This window comes from Niallia sp. M35 (assembly GCF_050971705.1).
Classification (GTDB): Bacteria; Bacillota; Bacilli; order Bacillales; family Cytobacillaceae; genus Niallia; species Niallia circulans_A.
In genome coordinates, this window is record NZ_JBPCEP010000001.1 from 152514 (window position 1) to 175483 (window position 22970).

General features: G+C 36.9%; 21 protein-coding genes. All 21 read left to right on the forward strand.

What is annotated here, in order from left to right:
- Positions 1 to 352 precede the first annotated feature (352 nt).
- The 21 genes from NiCM35_RS00745 to NiCM35_RS00845 all read left to right on the forward strand — a co-directional run bounded on the left by NiCM35_RS00745 (position 353) and on the right by NiCM35_RS00845 (position 22694).
- A complete protein-coding gene (locus tag NiCM35_RS00745; protein ID WP_433778275.1) occupies positions 353 to 2698 on the forward strand; it encodes a DUF8725 domain-containing protein in 2346 nt (781 codons plus the stop codon).
- Positions 2695 to 3627, forward strand: coding sequence for an ABC transporter ATP-binding protein (locus NiCM35_RS00750; RefSeq protein WP_095329152.1), 933 nt, complete (start codon positions 2695 to 2697; stop codon positions 3625 to 3627). Before NiCM35_RS00745 ends, NiCM35_RS00750 begins: the two co-directional genes overlap by 4 nt.
- Positions 3624 to 4469, forward strand: a complete 846-nt coding sequence (locus tag NiCM35_RS00755) for an ABC transporter permease (protein WP_095329153.1) — start codon at positions 3624 to 3626, stop codon at positions 4467 to 4469. Before NiCM35_RS00750 ends, NiCM35_RS00755 begins: the two co-directional genes overlap by 4 nt.
- 7 nt (positions 4470 to 4476) lie before the next feature.
- Entirely contained in the window at positions 4477 to 6060 is a 1584-nt protein-coding gene (locus tag NiCM35_RS00760; RefSeq protein WP_172859530.1) for a DUF8809 domain-containing protein, read from the forward strand.
- Positions 6061 to 6068: 8 nt separating this feature from the next.
- Positions 6069 to 7079 carry an AAA family ATPase gene (locus NiCM35_RS00765; RefSeq protein ID WP_123259607.1) on the forward strand — a complete coding sequence of 337 codons (1011 nt, stop codon included), beginning with the start codon at positions 6069 to 6071 and terminating at the stop codon, positions 7077 to 7079.
- On the forward strand, positions 7076 to 7936 hold the full coding sequence (locus tag NiCM35_RS00770; RefSeq protein WP_123257446.1) for a DUF58 domain-containing protein: 861 nt from the start codon (positions 7076 to 7078) through the stop codon (positions 7934 to 7936). The genes NiCM35_RS00765 and NiCM35_RS00770 overlap by 4 nt, the downstream gene beginning before the upstream one ends.
- A 34-nt stretch (positions 7937 to 7970) precedes the next feature.
- Positions 7971 to 9743, forward strand: a complete 1773-nt coding sequence (locus NiCM35_RS00775) for a vWA domain-containing protein (protein ID WP_171509518.1) — start codon at positions 7971 to 7973, stop codon at positions 9741 to 9743.
- Positions 9727 to 12483 (forward strand): VWA domain-containing protein, encoded by a 2757-nt coding sequence (locus tag NiCM35_RS00780; RefSeq protein ID WP_371471128.1) that lies wholly within the window; start codon positions 9727 to 9729, stop codon positions 12481 to 12483. The genes NiCM35_RS00775 and NiCM35_RS00780 overlap by 17 nt, the downstream gene beginning before the upstream one ends.
- 919 nt (positions 12484 to 13402) lie before the next feature.
- Entirely contained in the window at positions 13403 to 13735 is a 333-nt protein-coding gene (locus NiCM35_RS00785; protein WP_095329158.1) for a putative DNA-binding protein, read from the forward strand.
- 12 nt (positions 13736 to 13747) lie between these two features.
- Positions 13748 to 15100 (forward strand): signal recognition particle protein, encoded by a 1353-nt coding sequence (ffh, locus tag NiCM35_RS00790; protein WP_047939980.1) that lies wholly within the window; start codon positions 13748 to 13750, stop codon positions 15098 to 15100.
- 175 nt (positions 15101 to 15275) lie between these two features.
- Positions 15276 to 15548, forward strand: coding sequence for a 30S ribosomal protein S16 (rpsP, locus tag NiCM35_RS00795; RefSeq protein WP_016201097.1), 273 nt, complete (start codon positions 15276 to 15278; stop codon positions 15546 to 15548).
- An 11-nt stretch (positions 15549 to 15559) separates the two neighbouring features.
- Entirely contained in the window at positions 15560 to 15790 is a 231-nt protein-coding gene (locus NiCM35_RS00800; protein WP_031534442.1) for a KH domain-containing protein, read from the forward strand.
- Between the two features lie 317 nt (positions 15791 to 16107).
- Positions 16108 to 16485, forward strand: coding sequence for a YlqD family protein (locus NiCM35_RS00805; protein ID WP_095329160.1), 378 nt, complete (start codon positions 16108 to 16110; stop codon positions 16483 to 16485).
- Between the two features lie 11 nt (positions 16486 to 16496).
- Complete coding sequence (gene rimM, locus NiCM35_RS00810; RefSeq protein WP_095329161.1) at positions 16497 to 17015, forward strand: ribosome maturation factor RimM; 519 nt, start codon at positions 16497 to 16499, stop codon at positions 17013 to 17015.
- Positions 17015 to 17758, forward strand: a complete 744-nt coding sequence (gene trmD / locus NiCM35_RS00815) for a tRNA (guanosine(37)-N1)-methyltransferase TrmD (RefSeq protein WP_095329162.1) — start codon at positions 17015 to 17017, stop codon at positions 17756 to 17758. The genes rimM and trmD overlap by 1 nt, the downstream gene beginning before the upstream one ends.
- Before the next feature lie 219 nt (positions 17759 to 17977).
- Positions 17978 to 18322 (forward strand): 50S ribosomal protein L19, encoded by a 345-nt coding sequence (rplS, locus tag NiCM35_RS00820; RefSeq protein ID WP_047939984.1) that lies wholly within the window; start codon positions 17978 to 17980, stop codon positions 18320 to 18322.
- A gap of 349 nt (positions 18323 to 18671) precedes the next feature.
- Positions 18672 to 19208, forward strand: coding sequence for a signal peptidase I (lepB, locus tag NiCM35_RS00825; RefSeq protein WP_095329163.1), 537 nt, complete (start codon positions 18672 to 18674; stop codon positions 19206 to 19208).
- Positions 19209 to 19236: 28 nt separating this feature from the next.
- Positions 19237 to 20088: a ribosome biogenesis GTPase YlqF gene (gene ylqF, locus NiCM35_RS00830; RefSeq protein WP_095329164.1), complete on the forward strand. Its 852-nt coding sequence runs from the start codon at positions 19237 to 19239 to the stop codon at positions 20086 to 20088.
- A gap of 238 nt (positions 20089 to 20326) precedes the next feature.
- A complete protein-coding gene (gene rnhB, locus NiCM35_RS00835) occupies positions 20327 to 21103 on the forward strand; it encodes a ribonuclease HII (protein WP_341122782.1) in 777 nt (258 codons plus the stop codon).
- 38 nt (positions 21104 to 21141) lie between these two features.
- A complete protein-coding gene (locus NiCM35_RS00840; protein WP_433778284.1) occupies positions 21142 to 22395 on the forward strand; it encodes a TP0910 N-terminal domain-containing protein in 1254 nt (417 codons plus the stop codon).
- Positions 22392 to 22694, forward strand: a complete 303-nt coding sequence (locus NiCM35_RS00845; protein ID WP_095329167.1) for an EscU/YscU/HrcU family type III secretion system export apparatus switch protein — start codon at positions 22392 to 22394, stop codon at positions 22692 to 22694. Before NiCM35_RS00840 ends, NiCM35_RS00845 begins: the two co-directional genes overlap by 4 nt.
- The last annotated feature ends 276 nt before the right edge of the window (positions 22695 to 22970 follow it).

Genomic DNA, 22970 nt, shown 5'->3' on the forward strand with positions numbered 1-22970 from the left:
AAGTTAGTTGAATTGCCTTTAAAGATTGAATGAAAGCGAAATGAATATTTTACAAAAATACTAACACTGATAATTATAAAACAATATTAAACTCAAACTTCTGTTAAAAGGTTAACAGAAGTTTTTTTATGCTTCCAAAAAAATAGCTTCCAATACATAAAACATTTCTAACAGTCTCTTCGTCTAATGAAGGAGAGGCAAGTATTAAGTAATATCCAAAAAACATATGTATAAAATGCTCTAAATAGTGTAAAATTACATTATGATATTTTTGGTATTTACTGTAGGGAGGAAACCACTGCCAATCGTTAATTAATTAGAACCAAAAAATAGAAAATGGGGGAAACAAAGTTTGCGAAAAGTAAAAAAAGTGATAATTATATGTTTTATCTTGTTATTGGCCACTACTTTTATTGTCAAAGAAGCAAATGCCGCTTCTACTGACACCATAAAAATCACAACAGAGGCTGGATTTGCTGGTAAGGTAATGGATGGAAAAGGATTTCAATTAAAAATTATACTGGAAAATAGTGGAGAAGACTTTAAAGGAGATTTATTAATTCCCTATTCTCCAAGCTATGAAGCGGGAGGACAAACATTAGTATCTGTCGATATACCGGCAAATAGTAAGAAGACCTATATGGCCACAATCCCTGGGATTTCTTCTGATACAGACTATGCTAACAAAAAGATGAAATTATATCGCGGAAGTTGGCAGAATGGCGATGAAGTAACTTTTACTGGAGTAAAAGAAGTGAGGGTAAATCTTATCCCTGAACAGGCTTTAGGTATACTTACTGATCAATATGATAAATTTAAAGATTTAAGAAAGCTGCCTAGTAATTCCATTTATACAACGGAAATGATCAAAGAAGAAATACCTGATCAGGCATTAGCGCTTGAAACAATAAGCTATCTGCTGGTTGATCAATTTTCACTGAGTGAGTTAACGGATGAGCAGCAGCAAGCAATAAAAAAATGGATTGAAAATGGAGGTATTTTGATTACTGGTGCACAACCAAATGGAAAGCAAGCATACGGCCATCTAGAAACATCGATGCCGCTAGCACTTGGCAAAAAAGAAGCTTTTTCCTTGGCGGTTCTAGACACAAAAAATAAACAGCAAGCGAAAATAGATGGTTATCAATCTACCTTAATAGAAGGCGCAGAAGCAATTGTTTTACATAATGACCAGCCGATTATGGCGAAAAAGGAGCTCGGTGAAGGAAAAATTATACAAGCTTCCTTTTCACTTAGTGATCCCAGTTTTCTTGGCTGGTCCGGATTTAATAGTTGGGTAGAAAAAATACTATTAGCTGAAAGTTCGCAGCATGCCAATAATTCTCAATATAACAGTAACCCGATTGGTGATCTTTATAATAGTTTTGTGCAGGCAAATGAATATTTCGAGAGCTCTACTATATCCACAAGTATCTTATTAATTATTTTGGCAGGTTATTTGCTCGTTATTGTGCCGATTTTATACGTTGTGTTAAAAAGAATCGACAAACGAGAGCATGCTTGGTGGATTATTCCGAGCGTATCGATTCTTTTATCGATTGCAGTGTTCCTAACGGGTGCAAAGGATAAAATAAGAAATCCGCAATTTAATGAAATGGGTGTCTATCAATATAGCAATAACTATTTATCTGGATATCAAGCTACAACTCTTTTATCGAATAAATCTGGTGATTTTACGTTAATGTATGATAAAAATTTGTATACTCCTATTCCTTTTGCAGGATATGGAGAATTACAGATGAAGGCCGTTACCAAGGAAAAAATAAAAAAGAATGAAATGATTTTTCCGGATGTAGAGTATTGGTCCAGTCGTACTATGTACGGCAAGTCCAGTATCCCGGTAGAAGGTGGATTCAGTCATAAGTTTGAAACAACAGAAAAAGAGATTACTGGTTCCATAACCAATCATTTTCCATATGATTTCTCCAACCTATTTATATGGTCGGGAACGGAAAAAATCGAATTAGGTTCGCTTGCTGCTGGAGAAACAAAAAAAATTAAGGTTTCTCGTAAGCATAAGTATTTTTCTAAACCATCTGATTCGAATCAAGGTTCCTATGTTTATGATTACAATGGAAATGATTTAAATGAATATAGAGAATTAGTTGCTTCAGGATTGGTGTTGAATACGGAGTATTTTAAGACTGTGACAACTGGAGATCCATTATTAATTGGAATTACAAATGAGGATATCATTAAGGTTGGTTTAACAAGTGGAAAGGTAACAAAGAACAGCACTAATTTAATAATGGAGCCTCTTACAATAGCCAATAATTTTCCTGGGCCTTTTACCTTGAATGAAGGAGATATGTACCAGAAACTAGCAGTAATTAAAGGAACTGTCTATAATCAGAATTTCCAAGAAAATGATTTTACGTTAGAAGATGGGGAGTATCTCTATACACTTGGAATTCCGAAATCTTATGAAGATAGCTCGATTGCTTTTGAATCTATTACGATACAAGCAAGCGGAACTCCAGGTGTGAAATACAGTATTTATAATAAACGCACAGGAAATTATGAAGAAGTAAAAAATCTTTTCAAATTGGAGAAACAAAAGATTGCCGACTATTTGGATGGAAATAGGAAAATTACGCTGAAGGTGAATAAAGCAACAAATGGTGACCCATACATGCAATTGCCATCTGTTAAGGTGAAAGGAGAGATAAAAGAATGATAGAAATTAAAGGTCTTTCCAAGAAGTATGGAAAGTTTACAGCACTTGAACCATTAGATTTACAGATTGAAGCAGGATGTGTGTTTGGGTTTGTCGGCCAGAACGGAGCTGGTAAATCTACGACCTTCTCTATTCTTGCTACTTTATTAGCACCTACTTCTGGAACAGCAACGATAAATGGGGCTGATATTATTAAACAGCCGAAAGAGGTTAGAAAACAGTTAGGATATATGCCTGATTTCTTTGGTGTTTATGATCAGTTAAAAGCAGAAGAATACTTAGATTTTTATGGTGCTAGCTATGGAATTTCAGCTGCGCAAAGAGAAAAGTTAATTCCGCAGCTGTTAGAGCTAGTAAATCTTTCTCATAAGCGAAAAGAATATGTTGATCTTTTATCGCGAGGAATGAAACAAAGACTTTGTCTTGCGAGAAGCTTAATCCATGATCCAGCAGTTCTTATTCTAGACGAGCCAGCATCTGGATTGGATCCACGGGCACGCATTGAAATGCGGGAGATTTTAAAAGAATTAAAGAATATGGGAAAGACTATTCTTATCTCTTCACATATCTTGCCAGAACTAGCAGAAATGTGTGATGTCATTGGAATTCTGGATCAAGGAAAATTAGTGGCACAAGGAACGGTTTCAGCTATTCAACAGCAATTACAGAGTGAAAAAATCATTAGTGTAAAAACATTTGATATACAAAAAACGATTGAATTTTTGGAGGAAAGTCCACGAATTTCAAAGATAGAAGTGCTGGAAGATGGCAAAGTAATTCAGTTCCTCTTTAAAGGTGGAGATAAAGCGCAGCAAGAATTATTAAAAACAGCGATTCAAAAAGAAATTCCGATTATTAGTTTTTCAGAAATGGAGAGCAATTTAGAGGATGTCTTTATGGAGATTACAAAGGAGGTTGAATTCTCTTGAAAGCTTATTTCATGAATCCAGTATTAAATAAAGAGTTAAAGCTACGTTTTCGTTCAGGAAAAACATTTGTCGGAATTCTGTTTTATCTACTTGCGCTTACCTTGCTGATGGTTGCTTTAATGTATGTACTCAGAACCTCGAGCCCAAATGGATTTTTTAAGCCGCAGGAGAGCCGCTTGATGTTTATGTTTTTGGCGTTTGTTCAATTAGGATTAGTTTTATTTATTACACCAGGACTGACAGGTGGGGTGATTAGTAGTGAAAGGGAAAGACAAACCTTAAGTATTCTTTTAACAACCACTCAAAGCAGCTTTACGATTATTCTCGGCAAATTGCTTTCGTCCATTTCGTACTTAGTACTATTAATTTTAGCAAGTCTTCCGATATACAGTTTTGTGTTTTTATATGGGGGGATTTCGCCAACGCAGTTAACACAAGTATTTTTCTTCAGTTTATTTACAATGCTTGTCATTGGCAGTTTCGGGGTTTTATTTTCAACCCTCATACGCAAAACAATTGTTAGTATGGTGACAACCTATAGTGTTGCGTTATTTATTGTGGCTGGAACGGCAGTTATTTCTCTTATTCTTTTTCAAATAGCGAATATTCATGCTGCTTCGACTCCTGCAAAAGTACCTTCTGTATACTTTAGTGCCATGTTTAATCCTGGTATTGTGCTAGCAGATATATTTGAACCAACTGTTTCTGAACAAATTAAAGAATTGACAGGCATTAAGTTTCCGATTTGGGCTGCCCATCTTATTACTTATTGTATTGTGATTGCATTGTCATTAACAATTAGTGTTCGTAATTTACGTGCTAATATGAAAAAGGGAAGTTGATAAGTTTATGGAAAATCTTCAGCAGTATAAGGAATTGCTCAAACCAGTAAGAAAATCTATTGCTAGAGAGTTGCTTGCAAAAGAGCTATGCCTATTACTAGCACTTTTAGGAGGAGGATTTCTCCTCCTTTCCATAATGGCGTATCTTTTTATTCTGCCTTTTTTGTTGTACTATCTCTTCGCGGTGTTTTGTGTTGGTGTTTCCATCTTTCTCATTCGCTTATGGAGAAAATGGCCAACAGAAAAACAAGCGGTAAAACTATATAATCAATTTGTTGCCGATGATTATGCAACGACGGCCTTTTCCTATCTACATAGTGAAGGTGCGGTCGAACAAGTAGTTGTAAAACAAGCGATAGCGCAAATGACAGAGAAACAATTAGCTGTATTAAGCCGAAAGAAAAGATATATTTATCCGAAATTTATTCTTTCAGGAATGGTATGTTTCATCATTTGTCTACTGTTACAGTTTTTTCCATCAGCTAATATGGAAGCTGCCAAGAAAAAAGAGAATGAGATAAAAACGATCGCTAAAGCGGAAAAGGAATTAGAAAAAGCGATAAAAAAAGAAACAGATAAACAGGTGAGAAAAGAGCTAAAACAAATCCAAAAGCAATTAGAAAAGAAGGACACGGTAGAAAAAACCTTTGCAGAATTGGAAAAACAAGCGAAAGAGCTTCAGCTGCAAAAGAGAAAAATCCAAGAGAAAAGCAAGGAACGCCAACAGATAGAATCGATGCTGAATGAGACTGGTTTGAAGTCTCTCTCTAAGGCTATCTCAGAGAAAGATAAGGAAGCAGTACAGAAGGAATTACAAAAAGCAAACGAACAATATAAACGATTAACAGATCAACAAAAAGATGCTCTCAATCAATTGACAGGTGCAAATAAGCAATTATCAGAAGAGCAGTTTCAACAGCTATTAAAGCAAATGGATGAATTGCTGAGTAATGAGGAATTGCTGCAACAATTAGAAACTGTGCAAACAGAACTTGCTCAGGTTGGGAAGAAGCTGGAGGATGAAAGTCTAGCAAATGGAATAACGATCCCTAAGTCTCGTACGGTTGCCAAAGGCTCCAGTAATAATGATACAACTTCCTCAGGAGAGACAACTACCAGTGGTCAGCAAGGGAAGAATGATAAGGGCAATTCAACAAATGGAAATAATGATTCTTCCAGCTCAGGCAACGGTTCAGGCAATAGTAATGGATCAGGATCAGGCTCTGGAAATGGCTCTGATTCCAGTTCAGGTTCGGGTTCAGGTTCAGGCAATGGTGCTGGTGGATCAGGGAATGGGAATGGCTCAGGAGCTGGATTCGGAAGCGGTAGCAGAGAGTTATTAACAGTACCGGAAAAAGTGGTTGGAAAAGATAATGTCGAAGTGGATTCAGGTAAATTAGGCAATGGCAAGCAAGGTCAGATGACAGAAGGGGAGGGTCCAGTTTTAAAAGGGAATATTCGTCCGTATGAACAGGTATTTTCAGAATATGAAGCTTCTTACAGGGAAAGTACTTCAAGATATAAATTGCCAAATGACTTAGAAAATATTGTAAAGAACTATTTTACTGATATCAAACCAAATGAAAAGTAGGGGAAAAGATGGAAAAAGAACTAGTGGAACAGGATTTTATCCAAGCAGAGGCTTTGCTTAAAAAGGTGAAAGAGGAGATTGGCAAATTCATTGTCGGACAGGAAAAAATTACTGATGAGGTACTTTGGTGTATGCTGGCAGGTGGACATGTACTTTTAGAAGGACTTCCAGGTCTTGGAAAGACGATGATGATTCGAACTATTTCGGAAGTCTTGGACTTATCCTTCGCGCGAATTCAGTTTACGCCAGATTTAATGCCGGCAGATATTACTGGTACGATGGTGCTGCAGCCTGATAATAAAGGAAAACAACAATTTCATTTTCATGAAGGACCTTTATTTAAGCATATTGTTCTTGCAGATGAAATTAACCGTGCAACACCGAAAACGCAAAGTGCTTTATTGGAAGCGATGGGGGAGAAAACAGTCACCATTATGGGGGAAACGAAAAAATTAGCAGCGCCATTTTTTGTTTTGGCAACACAAAATCCCCTTGATATGGAGGGAACTTATCCATTGCCGGAAGCTCAGTTAGATCGGTTTCTATGTAAATTGCATGTTACTTATCCGTCAAAAGAAGAACTAAAAGCCATTATTAAAAAGACTACTGGAACGGAGTCAACTGTATTAACGCGTGTTGCCTCTGTAGAGGATATTCTTCATTTACAAAGTCTTGTCAAACAAATTCTCGTTGCGGATGATATTTTAGACGTTGCTGTTAATATTGTTTCTGCCACTCATCCTGGTTCGGAGGATGCGACAGAATTAGGAAATAAGTATATTCAGGCAGGAAGTGGTCCGAGGGGACTGCAGTCCTTAGTAACCATGGCAAAAGCAAGAGCATTAGCTTCTGGAAGACTGCATGTCTCCATGGCAGATTTGCGTTATGCGGCACTACCAGTGTTTAGACATCGAATTTTGCTTAATTTTGAAGGGGAAATTGCGGGCGTTACGACTGATCAAATTATGGAAGATATTTTGGAAAAAACATTACGCATTGAAGCAGGGAAGGGACGATGAAGAACTATCATTCCTTATTAGCAAGAATGAATCGAAAAAGACTGCAAGTTTCGACGAAGGGTGCAGGAATGCAGAATGGTCGAAGAAAATCTCATATTCACGGAACCTCCTTGGATTTTGCTGATTATAAAATCTATCATCCTGGTGATGATATTCGCCAAATCGATTGGAATGTATATGGCCGAACAAATAAGCCATATATTAAAAGATTTCAAGATGAAAAGGAGATATCAGTTAGTATCTTCCTTGATGGGACAGCCTCAATGAAACAAATACCTTCCAAGTGGGAGCTAGCAAGAGAATTAGCGGCAAGCTTAGCTTATATCACATTATCACATGAGGATAGACTGAGTTTTTCTGTTGTTTCTACAAAGCATTCCTTTCATCGCAAAGGTTCGGTTCATAATAAACGAACCTTTTATGAGATTGTTGATGTGAAGGAGCAGACGATTAATGAAAGCTTCACACAATCATTAAGCAATTCTATAAAAGCGCCGACACAAATGATTATTTTGATAACAGACGGTTTAGAAGCTTTGTCATTATTTGAGGAAAGTTTTAAACGGTTAAAATATCGCAATCAGCAAATATGGCTGATTCAATTACTAAGTGAGAGCGAGATTCATCCGAATCTATCTGGTGACATACAATTAGTCGATAGTGAAAATGGAAAAACCGTGGATGTAAGTCTAAATAGCTCGATTAAAACACTTTATAGAAAAAGACTCGATCAGCATAATCAAGAACTAGAAGTTCTTTGTGCCACAAATGGTATCCGTTATTGCCAAATCAGCGATAAACTAGATATCCAAACGATTATTTTACGAGAACTGGCGTTTGCTGGATTGGTTCAATAATTCTTTTTCATTACGAGCCAAAAGGAGAGACAAAATGCATTTAGCACAACCCTATTATTTTTTGCTGCTAATTTTTATTGGATTATTCATCCTAATATATTTTTTTCGCAAAAAATATACAAAACAAACTATCCCCTCCAATTTACTTTGGGAGGAAGTTCTTAAGGAAATGAGGGCATCCTCCTGGTTTCATAAATGGCAAAATAATGTTCTATTCTGGCTGCAGCTTCTATGCTTGCTACTCTTGATGTTTGCATTAGTAGGACCATATTTTGCTAAAGAAACGATGAAAGGGGAGCAAATCATATTCTTATTTGATACCTCGGCTTCGATGGCCGCGAATGGTAGTAGCTCTAACCGTTTAGAAGATAGCAAAAAAGAAGCACTCGAAATGATGAAAAGTCTTCAGAAAAATCAAGCTGTTACGATTTTAGAGGTAAATGATCGTCCTCAAATTCTTCTGCATAATGAGTCAGAGCGCGATAAAATAAGTGCTGCAATTAAAGGGTTAGAACTTTCCTATACACATGAAGACTGGCAAAGTGCAACAGAGCTGACGGCAAGTCTAGCGAAAGAGGGTAAAACGGCCATTCATATTTTTTCGGATGGGCTGGAGAAGGAAAGGATAAAAAATATCGATTCTTTTTATGTAAAAGTACATAATCAAGAGCAGGAAAAAGCAGAAAATATTTCGATTTTATCTTTTGGTGTATCAAAAAATGCCGATAAAGTAGCGGGTGTTGCACTGGTGGAAAATCAAACTGATTCCCATAAAACCATACCTTTTCAAGTTGAAAGTGAAAAAACAGTACTTTATCAACAAGATATTGAATTAAAGCCAAAGGAAAGAAAAGTAATTGCGATAAACGAGCTTCCTGAGAAATCTTATTACGATGCTAAACTTAATGCTTCAGATGATTTTGCAGTTGATAATATGCAAACCGCTGTATTAAATAAACAGGCAACAACTATTTATACTGATAATGAAATGAATCCTTTTTTGGTAAAAGGATTTGAGGCGATTGGGCTTCAAGTTATCCAAATGGAGAATAAAGAAGATTTTCTCACCAAAAAGGATAGTATTTTCCTATTATCTGGGTCTGCGTTACCCGAACACATCGAAGGTCCATTTGTTTTCTTCTTTACAGGAGGAAAAAAAGAAGAAGTGCAAACAGTGATAGAACCAAGTGAGGATGAACTACTTTTACATGTCGATATGAAGGATGTTTTTATCGCAAGTGCAATGAAGCAGACAATGAAAACGATGAAACCTATTGTTAAAAGTGGAGAACTGCCGTTAATTCAAAAAGGCGAATGGAATAATCAGCCCGCTATAGCTATTCAATTTGACTTAAAAGATAGTGATTGGCCATTACATCCAAGTTTTCCGATCTTTTTATATAATATGTATCAATGGCTTTCTTCTCAATCCAATTATGTTGGTGATTTTCAGCCATTAGAATCGCGGACCATTCATTTAACAAGCAAAGAAACAGAGTGGGATATTTATAATGAAAACGACCAATTAGTGAGAACCTTCTCGTTGGATGATGGTTTTCAAGCACCTAAGCTGCCTGGTGTTTATCAATTGACAAATGGCTCTGAAATTCTATATTTTTCCGTAAATCTCGATGATCGAGAGAAGACGACTGCTACGCAAAAGTCGTTTGTTCTAAATGAAGATAAACTAATAGGCAATGAAATGACAAAAACGCAGAATGATTGGTTATGGTATATTTTATGCTTGCTTGCGCTGATCATTTTATGTATGGAATGGGAGGTGTACCGACGTGCAGATAGAGTTTAAATACCCATTCATTCTATTAATCTTTCTACCTATTATCTTTCTTCTTTATCGATATTGGAAACAGTCAAGGACGATGTCAAATAGAAAAGAAAGACAAGTTATTCTCTTTTTAAGAAGCTTGATTTTTGCTTTATTAATCCTTGCGCTTGCCATTCCACAAATAGTTCTGCCGCAAAAAGAAAACCAAGTTGTTTTTCTAATGGATCGCAGTGCAAGTGTACAAGATGCAGGAGAGCAGCAGCTTGAATGGCTGGAAAAAAGCTTGCGATATAAAAAGGAAAAAGATCTCTATAGTGTACTTTCCTTCGGAGAAAAAACAACTATAGAGCAAATGATGGGCAAAGAGGAACTTCGTTTTTCTAAATGGAATGAGGAGTTAGGTAAAGACCACACAAATATTGAAGGGGCGCTTAACCTTGCTAGCAGTGTTTTTTCCAATAATAGCGGCGGTAGGATTATACTGTTTACCGACGGGAACGAGACGATGGGGAATCTTACCGAAGCGGCAAAATTATTAAAAAACCGCTCCATTGAATTAGACACTGTGCTGCTTGAACCCTCTTTATATGAAGATACTGCTGTTACAGATGTAGAAGTGCCGTCTACTTTATTTGAAGGGGAACAAGCAAATGTTTCTGTAACCATTGAAAGTAATAAGGCGAAAACGGGCTTACTTCATTTTTATGAAAATAATCATAAAATTGTTTCAAAGTCTATCAAAGTGAAAGAAGGTACAAATGTAATCCCTATTCAGTTTCCTGTAAAACAGACTGGATTGGTAACATATAAAGCAGAAGTTGATCTAATGAATGATGCCTATGCTGAAAATAATAAGCTTCAGGTTGTCAATATGGTTAAAACCATTCCGAAAATTTTAGTAGTGCAAAATAGCCCCAATGAATCATTTGTTCAAGCATTAGAAGCTGCTGGATATAAAGTAGAGGTTCGTTCCTCTATTCAGCTTCCTACTGTGCTTTCTGGCTATTTGAATTATCAGTCGATTATTTTTAATAATATTGCAGCAACAGATATTACGGAAAAGCAAATGAGTCTTATTGAAAAAAGCGTGAAAGATTTTGGCGTCGGTTTTCTCATGACAGGTGGAGAAAATAGCTTTGGATTAGGAGGATATTTCCAAACCCCTATCGAAAAACTATTGCCTGTTGATATGGATATAAAAGGGAAAAAGGAAATGCCCTCACTAGCATTAATGATTGTGTTAGACCGCTCTGGAAGTATGGACGGATCGAAATTTTCGTTAGCAAAAGAAGCAGCAGCACGGACTGTTGAATTGCTTCAAGAGACAGATACATTAGGATTTATAGCTTTTGATGATAAGCCATGGGTGATCGTAGAACCTAAACCTTTGAAAAATAAAGAGGAAGTTGTAGATAAGATTCGTTCTGTCCCAGTTGGCGGCGGAACCGAAATTTATGGATCATTACTGGAAGCCTATGAGCAAATCAGTGATTTAGATGTAAAAAGAAAACATATTATTTTGCTAACAGATGGACAATCCGCAACGAATAATAATTATGAGGAGTTAATTAATAATGGCAGTAAGAAAAATGTTACAATTTCGACGGTGGCTTTGGGGGCGGATGCAGATCGGAATTTATTAGAAAAATTAGCGGAAATGGGAGCTGGACGTTTTTATGATGTACAGGATTCTTCGGTAATTCCTTCGATTCTATCAAGAGAAACCGTTATGGCGACAAAAACTTATATTGAGGATAATCCGTTTTATCCCCAAATAAAGTCTGGTTATGGGTGGGATTCCTTGTTTAGTAAAGGGGTACCAGAAATGAATGCCTATATCGCCACAACGCCAAAATCAGAAAGCATCGTTCCAATTGAGAGTACAAAAAAAGATCCTATTCTTGCGGAATGGCAATACGGTCTAGGAAAGGCAATAGCTTTCACTTCTGACGTAAATGGCATGTGGGCAGGAGATTGGGCGCGTTGGAACCAATGGAGTAGTTTTATGACAAAAATGGTCGCAAAAACCTTGCCACAGTACGATTCGGAGGCATATTCTTTATCTGTTGAAAAAGCGAAGGACAGAACCTATCTATCGATAACAGCGGATCACTTATCAATGCTTCCGATTGAAACAACCATTATCTCCGAAAGAGGAGAAACGGTGGAAGGAAATACTAAAATGCTCGCTCCTGGAAAATATGAAGTGGATGTTGGCAATGATCCTGGTCTTTATTTTATTCATGTCAAACAAACAGATGAGGACGGAAACGTTACTGTTTACCAATCAGGATTTACCGTTCCCTATTCAGACGAATATTTAATTACCGGAGCAAATAAAGAAAAGCTTGCTGAGCTTCTGGCGATAACTAACGGATCTCAGCTGGAGAAAGAATCACAAGCGTTTCGTCCGTTGAAGGAACCAGTTAAACAAAAGCAGGAGATTACCGAAATCTTGCTGTTAATTAGCTTCCTGCTTCTATTTTTCGAAATTGCTATTCGAAGACTTGGATTACCAGTGAAATTTTTCCCTGTCTTTGAAAAGAGAAAAAGAGGTAAGCACCAAAAGAGTCGAATACCTTCTATCGAGAAGAAAGGTGTAGCACCTAAAGAAAGACCAGTTACTTTCAAAAAAGATGTTTCAAGCAGAGAACCGAAACAAAAGCAAGAAAAACCGCGAGAGAAGATAAAGACGGAAAAGGTAGACAGCGAAAATCATTTGGAACAATTATTAGAAATGAAGCGGAAGAAAAAGCGATGAATCAGATTGTTATAAGACTGCAGACAAACTTTATTGGTTGTCTGCAGTTAGTTTTTTGAGGTGGAAAGGGTAATAAAGAAGAGTTCTCTGTGACCGAAAGAAGGGGAAATAAGAGAAAAAGGTAATAGAGAAGTACCCTCTGTGACCAAAAACGGTGTGAAGCGGAGAAAAAGGTAATAGAGAAGAGCTCTCTGTGACCGAAAACGGTGTGAAGCAGAGAAAAGGGTAATAGAGAAGAGCTCTCTGTGACCGAAAACGGTGTGAAGCGGAGAAAAGGGTAATAGAGAAGAGCTCTCTGTGACCGAAAACGGTATGAAGCGGAGAAAAGGGTAATAGAGAAGAGCTTTCTGTGACCGAAAACGGGATGACGCGGAGGAAAAGGTAATAGAGAAATCTAATGAAAACCAAAATCTATTTTATGTTATATGAAAAAATCTAAGACAGAGTCAAAAAAACTAATTCATTTATAGAATTTCCGTCCAGTTTGTACAACGATAACCGAGGCGCTTCCGCATTTCGGTTTGTCCAGCTCCGGGGGTCTAGGGGCTGATGGGCTTCCCGCCGCTTCCCTACGATAATTCAACATCAGTTCACTGTCGTTCACTGTGTTTCCTATATCTCAGGAAACGCCACTCCACCCCACACGCCACTAAACGGACCCCCGCCGCTTTTTGATTTGTCCAGCTGCAACGCCTATCGTTTAGCAAACTTCCAGGTGTCTTCCCTACGATAAGTCAACATCGCTTCCCTACCGTTCACCGTGTTTCCTTTATCTCAGTCAGAAACCTTCCAGTTTGTACAACGATAATCAAGGCGCTTCCGCATTTCGATTTGTAAAGATATTTTCTTGACATCTTTTTTTCTGGTGTGTAAAATAGTTGATGTAAAGGCTTTTGACTTAACACGGGGGTATTATTCGATGCTTGAGAAAACAACGAGAATGAATTATTTATTTGATTTCTATCAGTCGTTGTTAACACCGAAGCAACGAAGCTATATGTCTCTTTACTATTTGGATGATTACTCTCTTGGGGAGATTGCTGCTGAGTACAATGTAAGCCGTCAAGCGGTGTATGACAACATTAAACGTACGGAAGCAATGCTAGAAGAATATGAGAATAAGTTAGGGTTACTTCAGAAATTTCAGGAACGTCAAGTTCTTTTTGAAAAGATGAAAAAAATGCTAGAACATGATACCTTATCTATATCTGCGTTGCGAGAAGCAGTAGAGGAACTAGAGAAATTAGATTAAGGAGGCTGACGTATGGCATTTGAAGGTTTAGCTGACCGACTGCAGAACACGATGCAAAAAATCCGTGGAAAAGGGAAAGTAAATGAAGCGGATGTTAAAGAAATGATGCGTGAAGTTCGTCTTGCACTCCTTGAAGCGGACGTTAACTTTAAAGTGGTAAAAGACTTTGTTAAAAAAGTAAGTGAACGTGCAGTTGGACAGGAAGTGCTAAAAAGCTTAACTCCTGGACAACAAGTTATTAAAGTAGTAAAAGAAGAACTTACTGAATTAATGGGTGGAGAAGAAAGTAAAATTGGTGTTAGTAAGCGCCCGCCAACTGTTGTTATGATGGTCGGATTACAAGGGGCAGGTAAAACAACAACTACTGGTAAGCTTGCGAATTTATTGCGTAAAAAACATAATCGTAATCCGTTATTGGTTGCTGCTGATATTTATCGTCCTGCTGCAATTAAGCAATTACAAACTTTAGGCAAGCAGCTTGATTTTCCGGTATTTTCACTAGGAGATCAAGTTAGTCCAGTTGAAATTGCAAAACAAGCAATTGAAAAAGCAAAAGAAGATCATCATGATTATGTTTTAATTGATACAGCTGGTCGCCTTCATGTAGACGAAGCACTAATGGATGAATTAAAGCAGATCAAAGAACTTGCAAACCCAGAAGAAATATTACTCGTTGTCGATGCAATGACAGGGCAGGATGCTGTTAACGTAGCTGGCAGTTTTAACGAGCAGTTAGGATTAACGGGAGTTGTTTTAACAAAGCTTGATGGGGATACACGCGGGGGAGCAGCACTTTCGATACGTTCTGTAACAAATACACCAATTAAATTTGTTGGTTTGGGAGAAAAAATGGATGCGCTTGAAGCATTTCATCCTGAGAGAATGGCTTCCAGAATCTTGGGAATGGGCGATGTCCTTAGCTTAATCGAAAAAGCACAAATTAATGTAGATGAAGAAAAAGCAAGAGAGTTAGAAAAGAAAATGAAGTCTGATTCATTTACCTTTGATGATTTTCTTGATTCCCTAAGCCAAGTTAGAAGTATGGGACCACTTGACGAATTATTAAAAATGATGCCAGGTGCGAACAAAATCAAAGGCTTAAACAATATGAAAGTGGATGAAAAGCAAATTGCCCATGTTGAGGCAATCATTAAGTCCATGACAAAGCAAGAAAAAGAACATCCTGAAATTATCAATTCTGGCAGAAGAAAGCGTATTGCGAAAGGAAGCGGAAGAACGGTTCCAGAAGTAAATCGACTTTTAAAGCAGTTTGATGATATGAAAAAAATGATGAAGCAAATGACCAATATGGGTCAAAAAGGCAAGAAAAAAGGTAAATTTAAATTACCATTTAACCCTTTTTAACAGCGGTTTTTTGTAAAAAAAAGGATCTGTTTGTCTATTGAAATGGCGCGGAGACTGTCTGTGAGAGGGCGTAAATAAAGATTTTTAACACTGACAAGAAAAAACACTTTACAAAGTGTTGGAGTATCTGATAATATACTATCTTGTGTGAAACTATTCGGAGGTGCAATATTAAATGGCAGTAAAAATTCGTTTAAAAAGAATGGGAGCAAAAAAATCTCCTTTTTATCGTATCGTAGTAGCAGATTCTCGTTCACCACGTGATGGACGTTTCATTGAAACAGTAGGAACTTACAATCCAGTAGCAAACCCTGCTATCGTGGAAATCAACGAAGATAAAGCTCTACAATGGTTACAAAATGGTGCAAAACCATCTGATACAGTACGTAACCTATTCTCTAACCAAGGTATTATGGAGAAATTCCACAATATCAAAAACGGTAAATAATATTTGATGCAATGAAAGAGCTTATAGAAACGATTGTTAAGCCCCTTGTTGATTTTCCAGAGGAAGTTGCTGTCACTGTAACAGAAGAGGATAATCGTATCACTTACTTGCTTTCTGTCAACGAGAATGACATTGGAAAGGTAATAGGGAAGCAAGGGCGAGTTGCTAGAGCAATTCGAACGATTGTTTATGCAGCAGGATCATTACAACAAAAGAAAATTATTGTTGATATTAGAGATTAAATGAAAAGGAAGGAGGGGGAACCCTCCTTCCTTTGTTTTTTAGGGAAAATAGTAGCCTTTGGCTGATAAAATGGAAATTTAGCTGAAAAAGGAGCAATCTAGGCTGATAATCGCGCTATTTAGCTATTATTATCAAAATTTAAGCTAATATATACTTCATTACCCTAAAAGAATGAAACAAACGCTAGCTTTTCTGAAAAATAGCTGTAATTTCATTCGGTACATGAATTTTCCCCTTTGCTTTTAGACGAAAAGAGTAATCTGTGTTACTTTGTTAGTAGTAAGGACTAAAGTTGTCATCTGTTAGGAGGAAGTAAATGAAGATTCTTCAGTCTGTAACAGTAAAACAAGTATTAACCGAAACTACCAAAAAGTCGATTTCCGATCGATATAAGCAAGAAATACAGCAGCTAGAAAAAGAAATACAGCAGCTTCAATTTGAAGAAAGAAAACAATTGAAAAATAATCCTTCTATTTCGGAAATAAAAACTTTTTTTCGTAAGGAAGTTACAAATAAATTAGAGAAACAAAAAACGATAGAGTTTCAATTAAAGCAATTACATATACTACCACTAGGGACAGAGATTAAAGAACAGGAAGTAATGGGACTTGTTGATGTTCAAGTAGGACAGGTTTGGGAAAGTGCTAATAAGACGATTGTTCTCAAAGATGGAATAGTGGTTGATATTCGATAGAGGTGAAGGTAATGGAAAAATGGTTTAATGTTGGAAAAGTTGTGAACACCCATGGGATAAGAGGAGAAATTCGCGTTATTTCTCGTACTGATTTTCCAGAAGAACGATATAAGATTGGAAACACCATTTATTTTTTTCAAAATGATAAAGCAAATCCCCTAGAACTGATAATTAAAAGCCATCGTGAGCATAAGAACTTTAATCTACTTACATTTGAAGGCTATGATAATGTGAATGATGTAGAATTTATGAAGGGAGGTCTCCTGAAGGTTCCAGAAAGTTTTTTAGGAGAGCTCGCGGAGAATGAATACTACTTCCATGAAATTATTGGCTGTAAAGTAGTGACAGTTGAAGGAGAAGAACTTGGAGAAATCACAGAAATATTAACACCAGGTGCAAATGATGTTTGGGTGGTAAAGGGGAAAGATAAAAGTGAAATTTTGATTCCTTACATTGAAGAGGTAGTCATGAAAGTAGATGTAGAAGAAAAAGTAGTTGTCATAGAGCCGATGGAAGGGCTGTTGTCTTAATGAAAATAGATGTATTGACGTTATTTCCTGAGATGTTTGAAGGAGTCCTTCATAGCTCCATTTTAAAAAAAGCACAAGAAGCAGAAAAAGTAGCTTATAATATCGTCAATTTTCGCGATTACTCCGATAATAAACATCAAACCGTTGATGATTATCCATATGGAGGAGGTGCTGGGATGGTGTTGAAGCCACAGCCTATATTTGACGCTGTGGATGCTCTAAAACCAAAAGATAACAGAAAGCCTCGTGTCATCTTAATGTGCCCGCAAGGCGAAAGATATAGTCAAGCAAAAGCGGAGGAATTAGCACAAGAAGAGCATTTGATTTTCATTTGCGGACATTATGAAGGCTATGATGAGAGAATTAGAGAACATTTAGTGACAGATGAAATCTCCATTGGTGATTATGTCCTTACAGGCGGCGAATTAGGGGCTATGGTCGTTATTGATAGTGTAGTACGTTTATTACCAGGCGTGCTTGGAAAAGAAGCATCCCATGTTAATGACTCTTTTAGCACTGGTTTGTTGGAGCATCCTCATTATACTCGTCCGGCCGATTTCCGAGGAATGAAGGTACCAGACACGCTGCTTTCTGGAAATCATGCACATATTGATGAATGGAGAGAAAGGGAATCCTTCCGAAGAACGATTGAAAGGCGCCCGGATTTACTAGAAAATTATCCGCTGACTGAGAAGCAGAAAAAGTTGGTAAAAGAGTTGACAAATCAGCATCATCCAAGCTAATTGGATACGGTATGGTGATGATTAGATGAATGAATCTATTAAGGAGCAAGGTAATACTATTATTTTTAGAAAAAATATTGCTGTTATTCTCCTTTTATGTTAAGATAACACTTGTGACTTAAACAGATGAATTTCTGTGAAGGGTCTTATAACGATGTTCCGCTGCAAGAGGTCTCAAACTATGAGTGCAAGAGCGTCTGTTGGAAGGAGTTGAAAACGATGCAAAAATTAATAGAAGAGATTACAAAAGAACAACTTCGTTCTGATCTTCCTGCGTTCCGTCCTGGTGACACTGTACGTGTACACGTGAAAGTTGTTGAGGGTACTCGTGAACGTATTCAGTTATTTGAAGGTGTTGTAATTAAGCGTCGTGGTGGTGGAATCAGCGAAACTTTTACAGTACGTAAAGTTTCTTACGGAGTTGGCGTTGAGCGTACATTCCCTGTTCACACACCTAAAATTGCGAAGCTAGAAGTTATCCGCCGCGGTAAAGTACGCCGTGCGAAACTTTACTACCTACGTAACCTACGTGGTAAAAAAGCTCGTATTAAAGAAATTCGATAATTGTTACCAAAAAAGAGCCTGTTCTTGTAACAAGCTCTTTTTTATATCTTTAAATGCTGCTTATAGAAAACTCGTATATTAGAAAGAATAGTTCTGTAATTCATCCAAAAATGAGAGAGATGCAGAGAGGAAAGGAAACTGAAGTGATCTTTTAATGGAATCACTACTTTGCAAATCGATCTCTAATCTTTATATTAACGATTTTAAGTAATAGGAAGCAAAAGTCCAACTGCAATCTTTCCAATTTTACTTCACTCGGAAATTCCGCTAAAATATTATCATGATGGATAAGTTTTTTTATCTTACATAAAAAATACCTATATTGTTCAGTTAAGGATTGGTGAAAGGTATGGCAACTGAAAAGAAGAAGAAAAATGAAGTATGGGAATGGAGTAAAGCATTAATAATTGCTGTTTTACTTGCTGTTGTTATTCGCTATTTTTTATTTGCTCCAATTGTAGTTGATGGTGAATCCATGCAGTCTACATTGCTCGATCAAGATCGAATGATTGTCAATAAGATAAATTACAAAGTAAGTGAACCAAAGCGCTTTGATATTGTTGTGTTCCACGCTCCAGAAGGTAAGGACTATATAAAAAGAGTAATTGGTCTACCAGGAGACACAATTGAATATCGCGATGATGTATTATATGTGAACGGACAAGCTTATGAAGAACCTTATTTAGAACATAATAAAGAAGGCGTAATGGGCCCTCTAACAGAAGATTTTACAGCAACTGTGCCAAAAGGAGAATTGTTTGTGATGGGAGATAACCGTCGCAATAGTAAAGATAGTCGCCATATTGGTACGATTGGTTTTGATAAAATTATTGGCACCACAAGTGTTATATATTGGCCAATAGCTGATTGGAAAATAGTAGAATAATGTTAGTGGAAGAAATAGAGGTGCATGCATGACTATACAATGGTTTCCAGGCCATATGGCCAAAGCCAGAAGGCAAGTAACGGAAAAATTAAAGCTAGTTGATATTATTTTTGAATTAGTGGATGCGAGAATTCCACAATCTTCACGAAATCCAATGATTGATGAAATTATTCAGCATAAGCCAAGAATTGTTTTATTAAATAAAGCAGATATGGCAGATAAAGAACGAACAAAAGAATGGATTCACTATTTTCAAAGTAAAGGCATAAGAGCACTTGCGATTAACTCTCAAGCAGGTGTTGGAATGAAAGAAATTACTGCTTTAGCAAAAGAAGTACTAGCAGAAAAATTTGATCGGATGAAAGCGAAAGGGATTAGACCGCGAGCGATTCGAGCGATGATTGTCGGCATTCCAAATGCAGGTAAATCCACTTTAATCAATCGGTTGGCAAAGAAAAACATTGCCAAAACAGGGAATACACCTGGTGTAACCAAAGCACAGCAATGGATTAAAGTAGGGAAAGAGCTGGAGTTATTAGATACACCAGGAATACTATGGCCGAAATTTGAAGATCAAGAAGTAGGCTTAAAGCTTGCGTTAACAGGAGCAATAAAGGATACAATTTTGAATTTGCAGGACATTGCCATATTCGGGCTTCGTTTTTTGGAAAAGGAATATCCGCAACGCTTAAAAGAAAGATATCAATTAGAAACGATTCCAGAAGATACAGTAGAGTTGTTTGATCGTATTGGTGAGATTAGAGGAGCTCTGTCAGGGGGAGGTATCGTTAACTATGATAAAGTAACGGAACTAATTATTCGTGACATTAGAGGTGAAAAGTTTGGTCCGCTAACGTTCGAAAAAGCAGACGAAATGTAAGGATGAAAACTGCAATGAGAAGTGGCTAAAAACAGACACTTCTCTTTTTTGTGTAATATAAATGATTAGGTTTATTGCATTTGTGTAGACGCTTTGAATTTTATGGGAGAAAAGAAATAAAGCATCCAACAAGAACGATAGGACGATTTATAGGCCTGATATGTATATTGGAAGGCAATGTGACCAGGGCTGTAAAAAAGGAAGCGATTAAACCGATATAACTACTGAGGTGTAAACAATGAAATTAGCAACAATGAAAGATATTAAAGAGGGGCTAGAAGCAATAAGGGAAGTAAATGACCCATTTATCCTCGAATTAGAAAAGGACGAGAGGAAAGGGGCTCAGAAGCTCTTAGAGGCTTGGAAGAAGAGGATAGAGAAAGAAGAAAAGCTTCATCAGCATTTTCTATCGATGAACTACTATGAACAAATGATTAGAAAGCAGGGATATACATATATTGCAGGAATCGATGAGGTTGGCAGAGGGCCGCTTGCAGGTCCTGTTGTTACAGCAGCTGTCATCCTGCCAGAAGATTTCTATTTACCAGGTATCGATGACTCAAAGAAATTATCTGAGAAAAAAAGAGAACTATTTTACGAGGTAATCCAAAAAGAAGCAATCGCCATCGGAGTGGGAATTATTTCACCTGCTGAAATTGATCGCATAAATATTTATCAAGCAACAAAAAAGGGGATGCTTCTAGCAATAAATGAACTTTCACAAACACCAGAATACTTACTAATTGACGCAATGAAATTAACGACACCTTATCCAAGTCAATCTCTTATTAAAGGAGACAGTAAAAGTGTTTCTATTGCTGCAGCAAGCATAATAGCAAAAGTGACAAGAGATCGTATGATGAAAGAGCTGCATCAAGAATATCCAGATTATCATTTTGCAACAAACATGGGCTATGGGACACAGGAACATGTGGCTGCCCTAAAAGAATACGGAATTACCATTCATCATCGTAAAAGTTTTTCTCCTGTGAAAGAGATGGTAGAAACTAACTAATTTGGTCAATCTGTATGGAAGGAAGGAGGAAGAGAAAGATGAATGTTAACCATATTGTCCAAACTTTATTTCAAGAAAACGTGATGAGTAATAAAAGTCTTGAATTACGAGATGGACAACTAGTTTATGGGAAATTGACGAAGCTTTTTCCTCAACAAATGGCAGAGGTGCAAATAGGCTCACAAAAAATGCTTGCAAACCTAACGATTCCGTTAACGCTTGATAGAAGTTATTGGTTTCAAGTTTCCATTACAGATAATAAACCAGTCCTAAAAGTATTGCCGCAGTCATCAGAAGTTCCAGCTGAAAACGGAAATATCAATGGTCTGCTTCAGCAGCTACATCTAACCGAGACGAAAGAAAATAAATTGCTCCTTCATTTTCTACTATCTAATAATCTACCAATTTCGAAAGAAGCGATAAGATCTATAGGTGAATGGCTGCCAAAATCAATAGGGAAGCAAGAGCTTGCTACTATCGGTCTTATGATGGAAAGACAGCTCCCTCTAACGAAGGAAGTATTTACAAGTATTTCGGCCTTGCAATCCAATAAAGGTGTTAGTGTGCTGTTAAATGAACTCCAGCAGCAGTTGTCTACCTATCATATTCTAGAGCCAAAAGTAGCGGATGTCCTATCGGAGATTAGTCAAGGGGGGAAGCTTGTTCAAGATAATATGCTTGCTGCACTAAAAGCTGTCCTGCATAAAATTGGCTATTCATTTGAAGCGGGACTGTTACAGCATGCACAAATAGAGGAGCAAACATCACAAGAAATATTAAAACCGCTACTGCTAGGATTAATGGGAAAAGACATCCCTGATGCGGTAAAAGAAACTGCAGGTCAACTAATTGATAAAGTGACAGGTTATCAGCTTATCAGTCAGCAAACAGGTCCAATGATGCAAATGGTAACGGAAATTCCTCTGCGTTTTTTTAATCAACAAGTGGATGTGACAATGCAATATAATGGCAGAAAAACAGCAGATGGAAAAGTCGATAGTAATTATTGTCGAATTCTTTTTTACTTAGAACTGGCTAATTTAAAGGATACAGTTATTGATATCCATATTCAAAATAGAATCATGAACATGATTGTATTAAATGATCGGTCAACAGAAATAATGCCTTTAATTAAACAGGCAGAGGAGCTCTTAAAAGAAAAACTACGGGAATTAGATTATACTTTACTGTCTATACATGTAAAAGACTTGTCAAAAGAACATAAGCCAGTATGGAGTTCCCAACAAGCAGTGAAAGGAAATGCCTATAAAGGGGTGGATATAAAAATATGAATAAACACCATTCTTTAAAAAGGAAAGAAGCAATAGCATTAACTTATGAACAGCAAAAACACGCTGCACCTACCGTTATTGCAAAAGGCAAGGGTATGATTGCGGAACAAATTCTGGAACGTGCCAAAAAAGAGAATATTCCAATTCAAGAAGATCCCTCTCTTGTAGAGCTTTTAAGTAAATTAAATATAAATGAACAAATTCCTGAAGATTTATATATGGCTGTGGCAGAAGTGTTTGCGTTTATTTATTCTTTAGAGAAGGAAGCGACGGAAAAAGAGGGGGAAAAAGCAAACTAAGAAAGAAAAAATATTTTTAATTGTAAAATATTTAAAGATAAAAGCCTTTTTTATAGACAAAGAAAGGTTTTTTCCTTTAAAATGAAAGCGTGAACATATTTTTGTCTTTTCTAAATACATAAAATAATCGTAATTTGCTCTCGAAAAGAATATTAATACAGTGATAACGATACTTATGTTTTGGAAAAAACAAATAAATGGATGAGAAAAAGTTATTCATTCACGAAAGTCATCATGCAGTTGTCTCCAATTTTACACAAAAAGGGAAATTAAGGG

Coding starts and splice junctions, on each gene's coding strand:
- NiCM35_RS00750 (WP_095329152.1), top strand. CDS start 2,695: ATGATAGAAATTAAAGGTCTTTCCAAGAAGTATGGAAAGTTTACAGCA.
- NiCM35_RS00760 (WP_172859530.1), top strand. CDS start 4,477: ATGGAAAATCTTCAGCAGTATAAGGAATTGCTCAAACCAGTAAGAAAA.
- NiCM35_RS00765 (WP_123259607.1), top strand. CDS start 6,069: ATGGAAAAAGAACTAGTGGAACAGGATTTTATCCAAGCAGAGGCTTTG.
- NiCM35_RS00770 (WP_123257446.1), top strand. CDS start 7,076: ATGAAGAACTATCATTCCTTATTAGCAAGAATGAATCGAAAAAGACTG.
- NiCM35_RS00775 (WP_171509518.1), top strand. CDS start 7,971: ATGCATTTAGCACAACCCTATTATTTTTTGCTGCTAATTTTTATTGGA.
- NiCM35_RS00785 (WP_095329158.1), top strand. CDS start 13,403: ATGCTTGAGAAAACAACGAGAATGAATTATTTATTTGATTTCTATCAG.
- ffh (WP_047939980.1), top strand. CDS start 13,748: ATGGCATTTGAAGGTTTAGCTGACCGACTGCAGAACACGATGCAAAAA.
- rpsP (WP_016201097.1), top strand. CDS start 15,276: ATGGCAGTAAAAATTCGTTTAAAAAGAATGGGAGCAAAAAAATCTCCT.
- NiCM35_RS00800 (WP_031534442.1), top strand. CDS start 15,560: ATGAAAGAGCTTATAGAAACGATTGTTAAGCCCCTTGTTGATTTTCCA.
- NiCM35_RS00805 (WP_095329160.1), top strand. CDS start 16,108: ATGAAGATTCTTCAGTCTGTAACAGTAAAACAAGTATTAACCGAAACT.
- rimM (WP_095329161.1), top strand. CDS start 16,497: ATGGAAAAATGGTTTAATGTTGGAAAAGTTGTGAACACCCATGGGATA.
- trmD (WP_095329162.1), top strand. CDS start 17,015: ATGAAAATAGATGTATTGACGTTATTTCCTGAGATGTTTGAAGGAGTC.
- rplS (WP_047939984.1), top strand. CDS start 17,978: ATGCAAAAATTAATAGAAGAGATTACAAAAGAACAACTTCGTTCTGAT.
- lepB (WP_095329163.1), top strand. CDS start 18,672: ATGGCAACTGAAAAGAAGAAGAAAAATGAAGTATGGGAATGGAGTAAA.
- ylqF (WP_095329164.1), top strand. CDS start 19,237: ATGACTATACAATGGTTTCCAGGCCATATGGCCAAAGCCAGAAGGCAA.
- rnhB (WP_341122782.1), top strand. CDS start 20,327: ATGAAATTAGCAACAATGAAAGATATTAAAGAGGGGCTAGAAGCAATA.
- NiCM35_RS00840 (WP_433778284.1), top strand. CDS start 21,142: ATGAATGTTAACCATATTGTCCAAACTTTATTTCAAGAAAACGTGATG.
- NiCM35_RS00845 (WP_095329167.1), top strand. CDS start 22,392: ATGAATAAACACCATTCTTTAAAAAGGAAAGAAGCAATAGCATTAACT.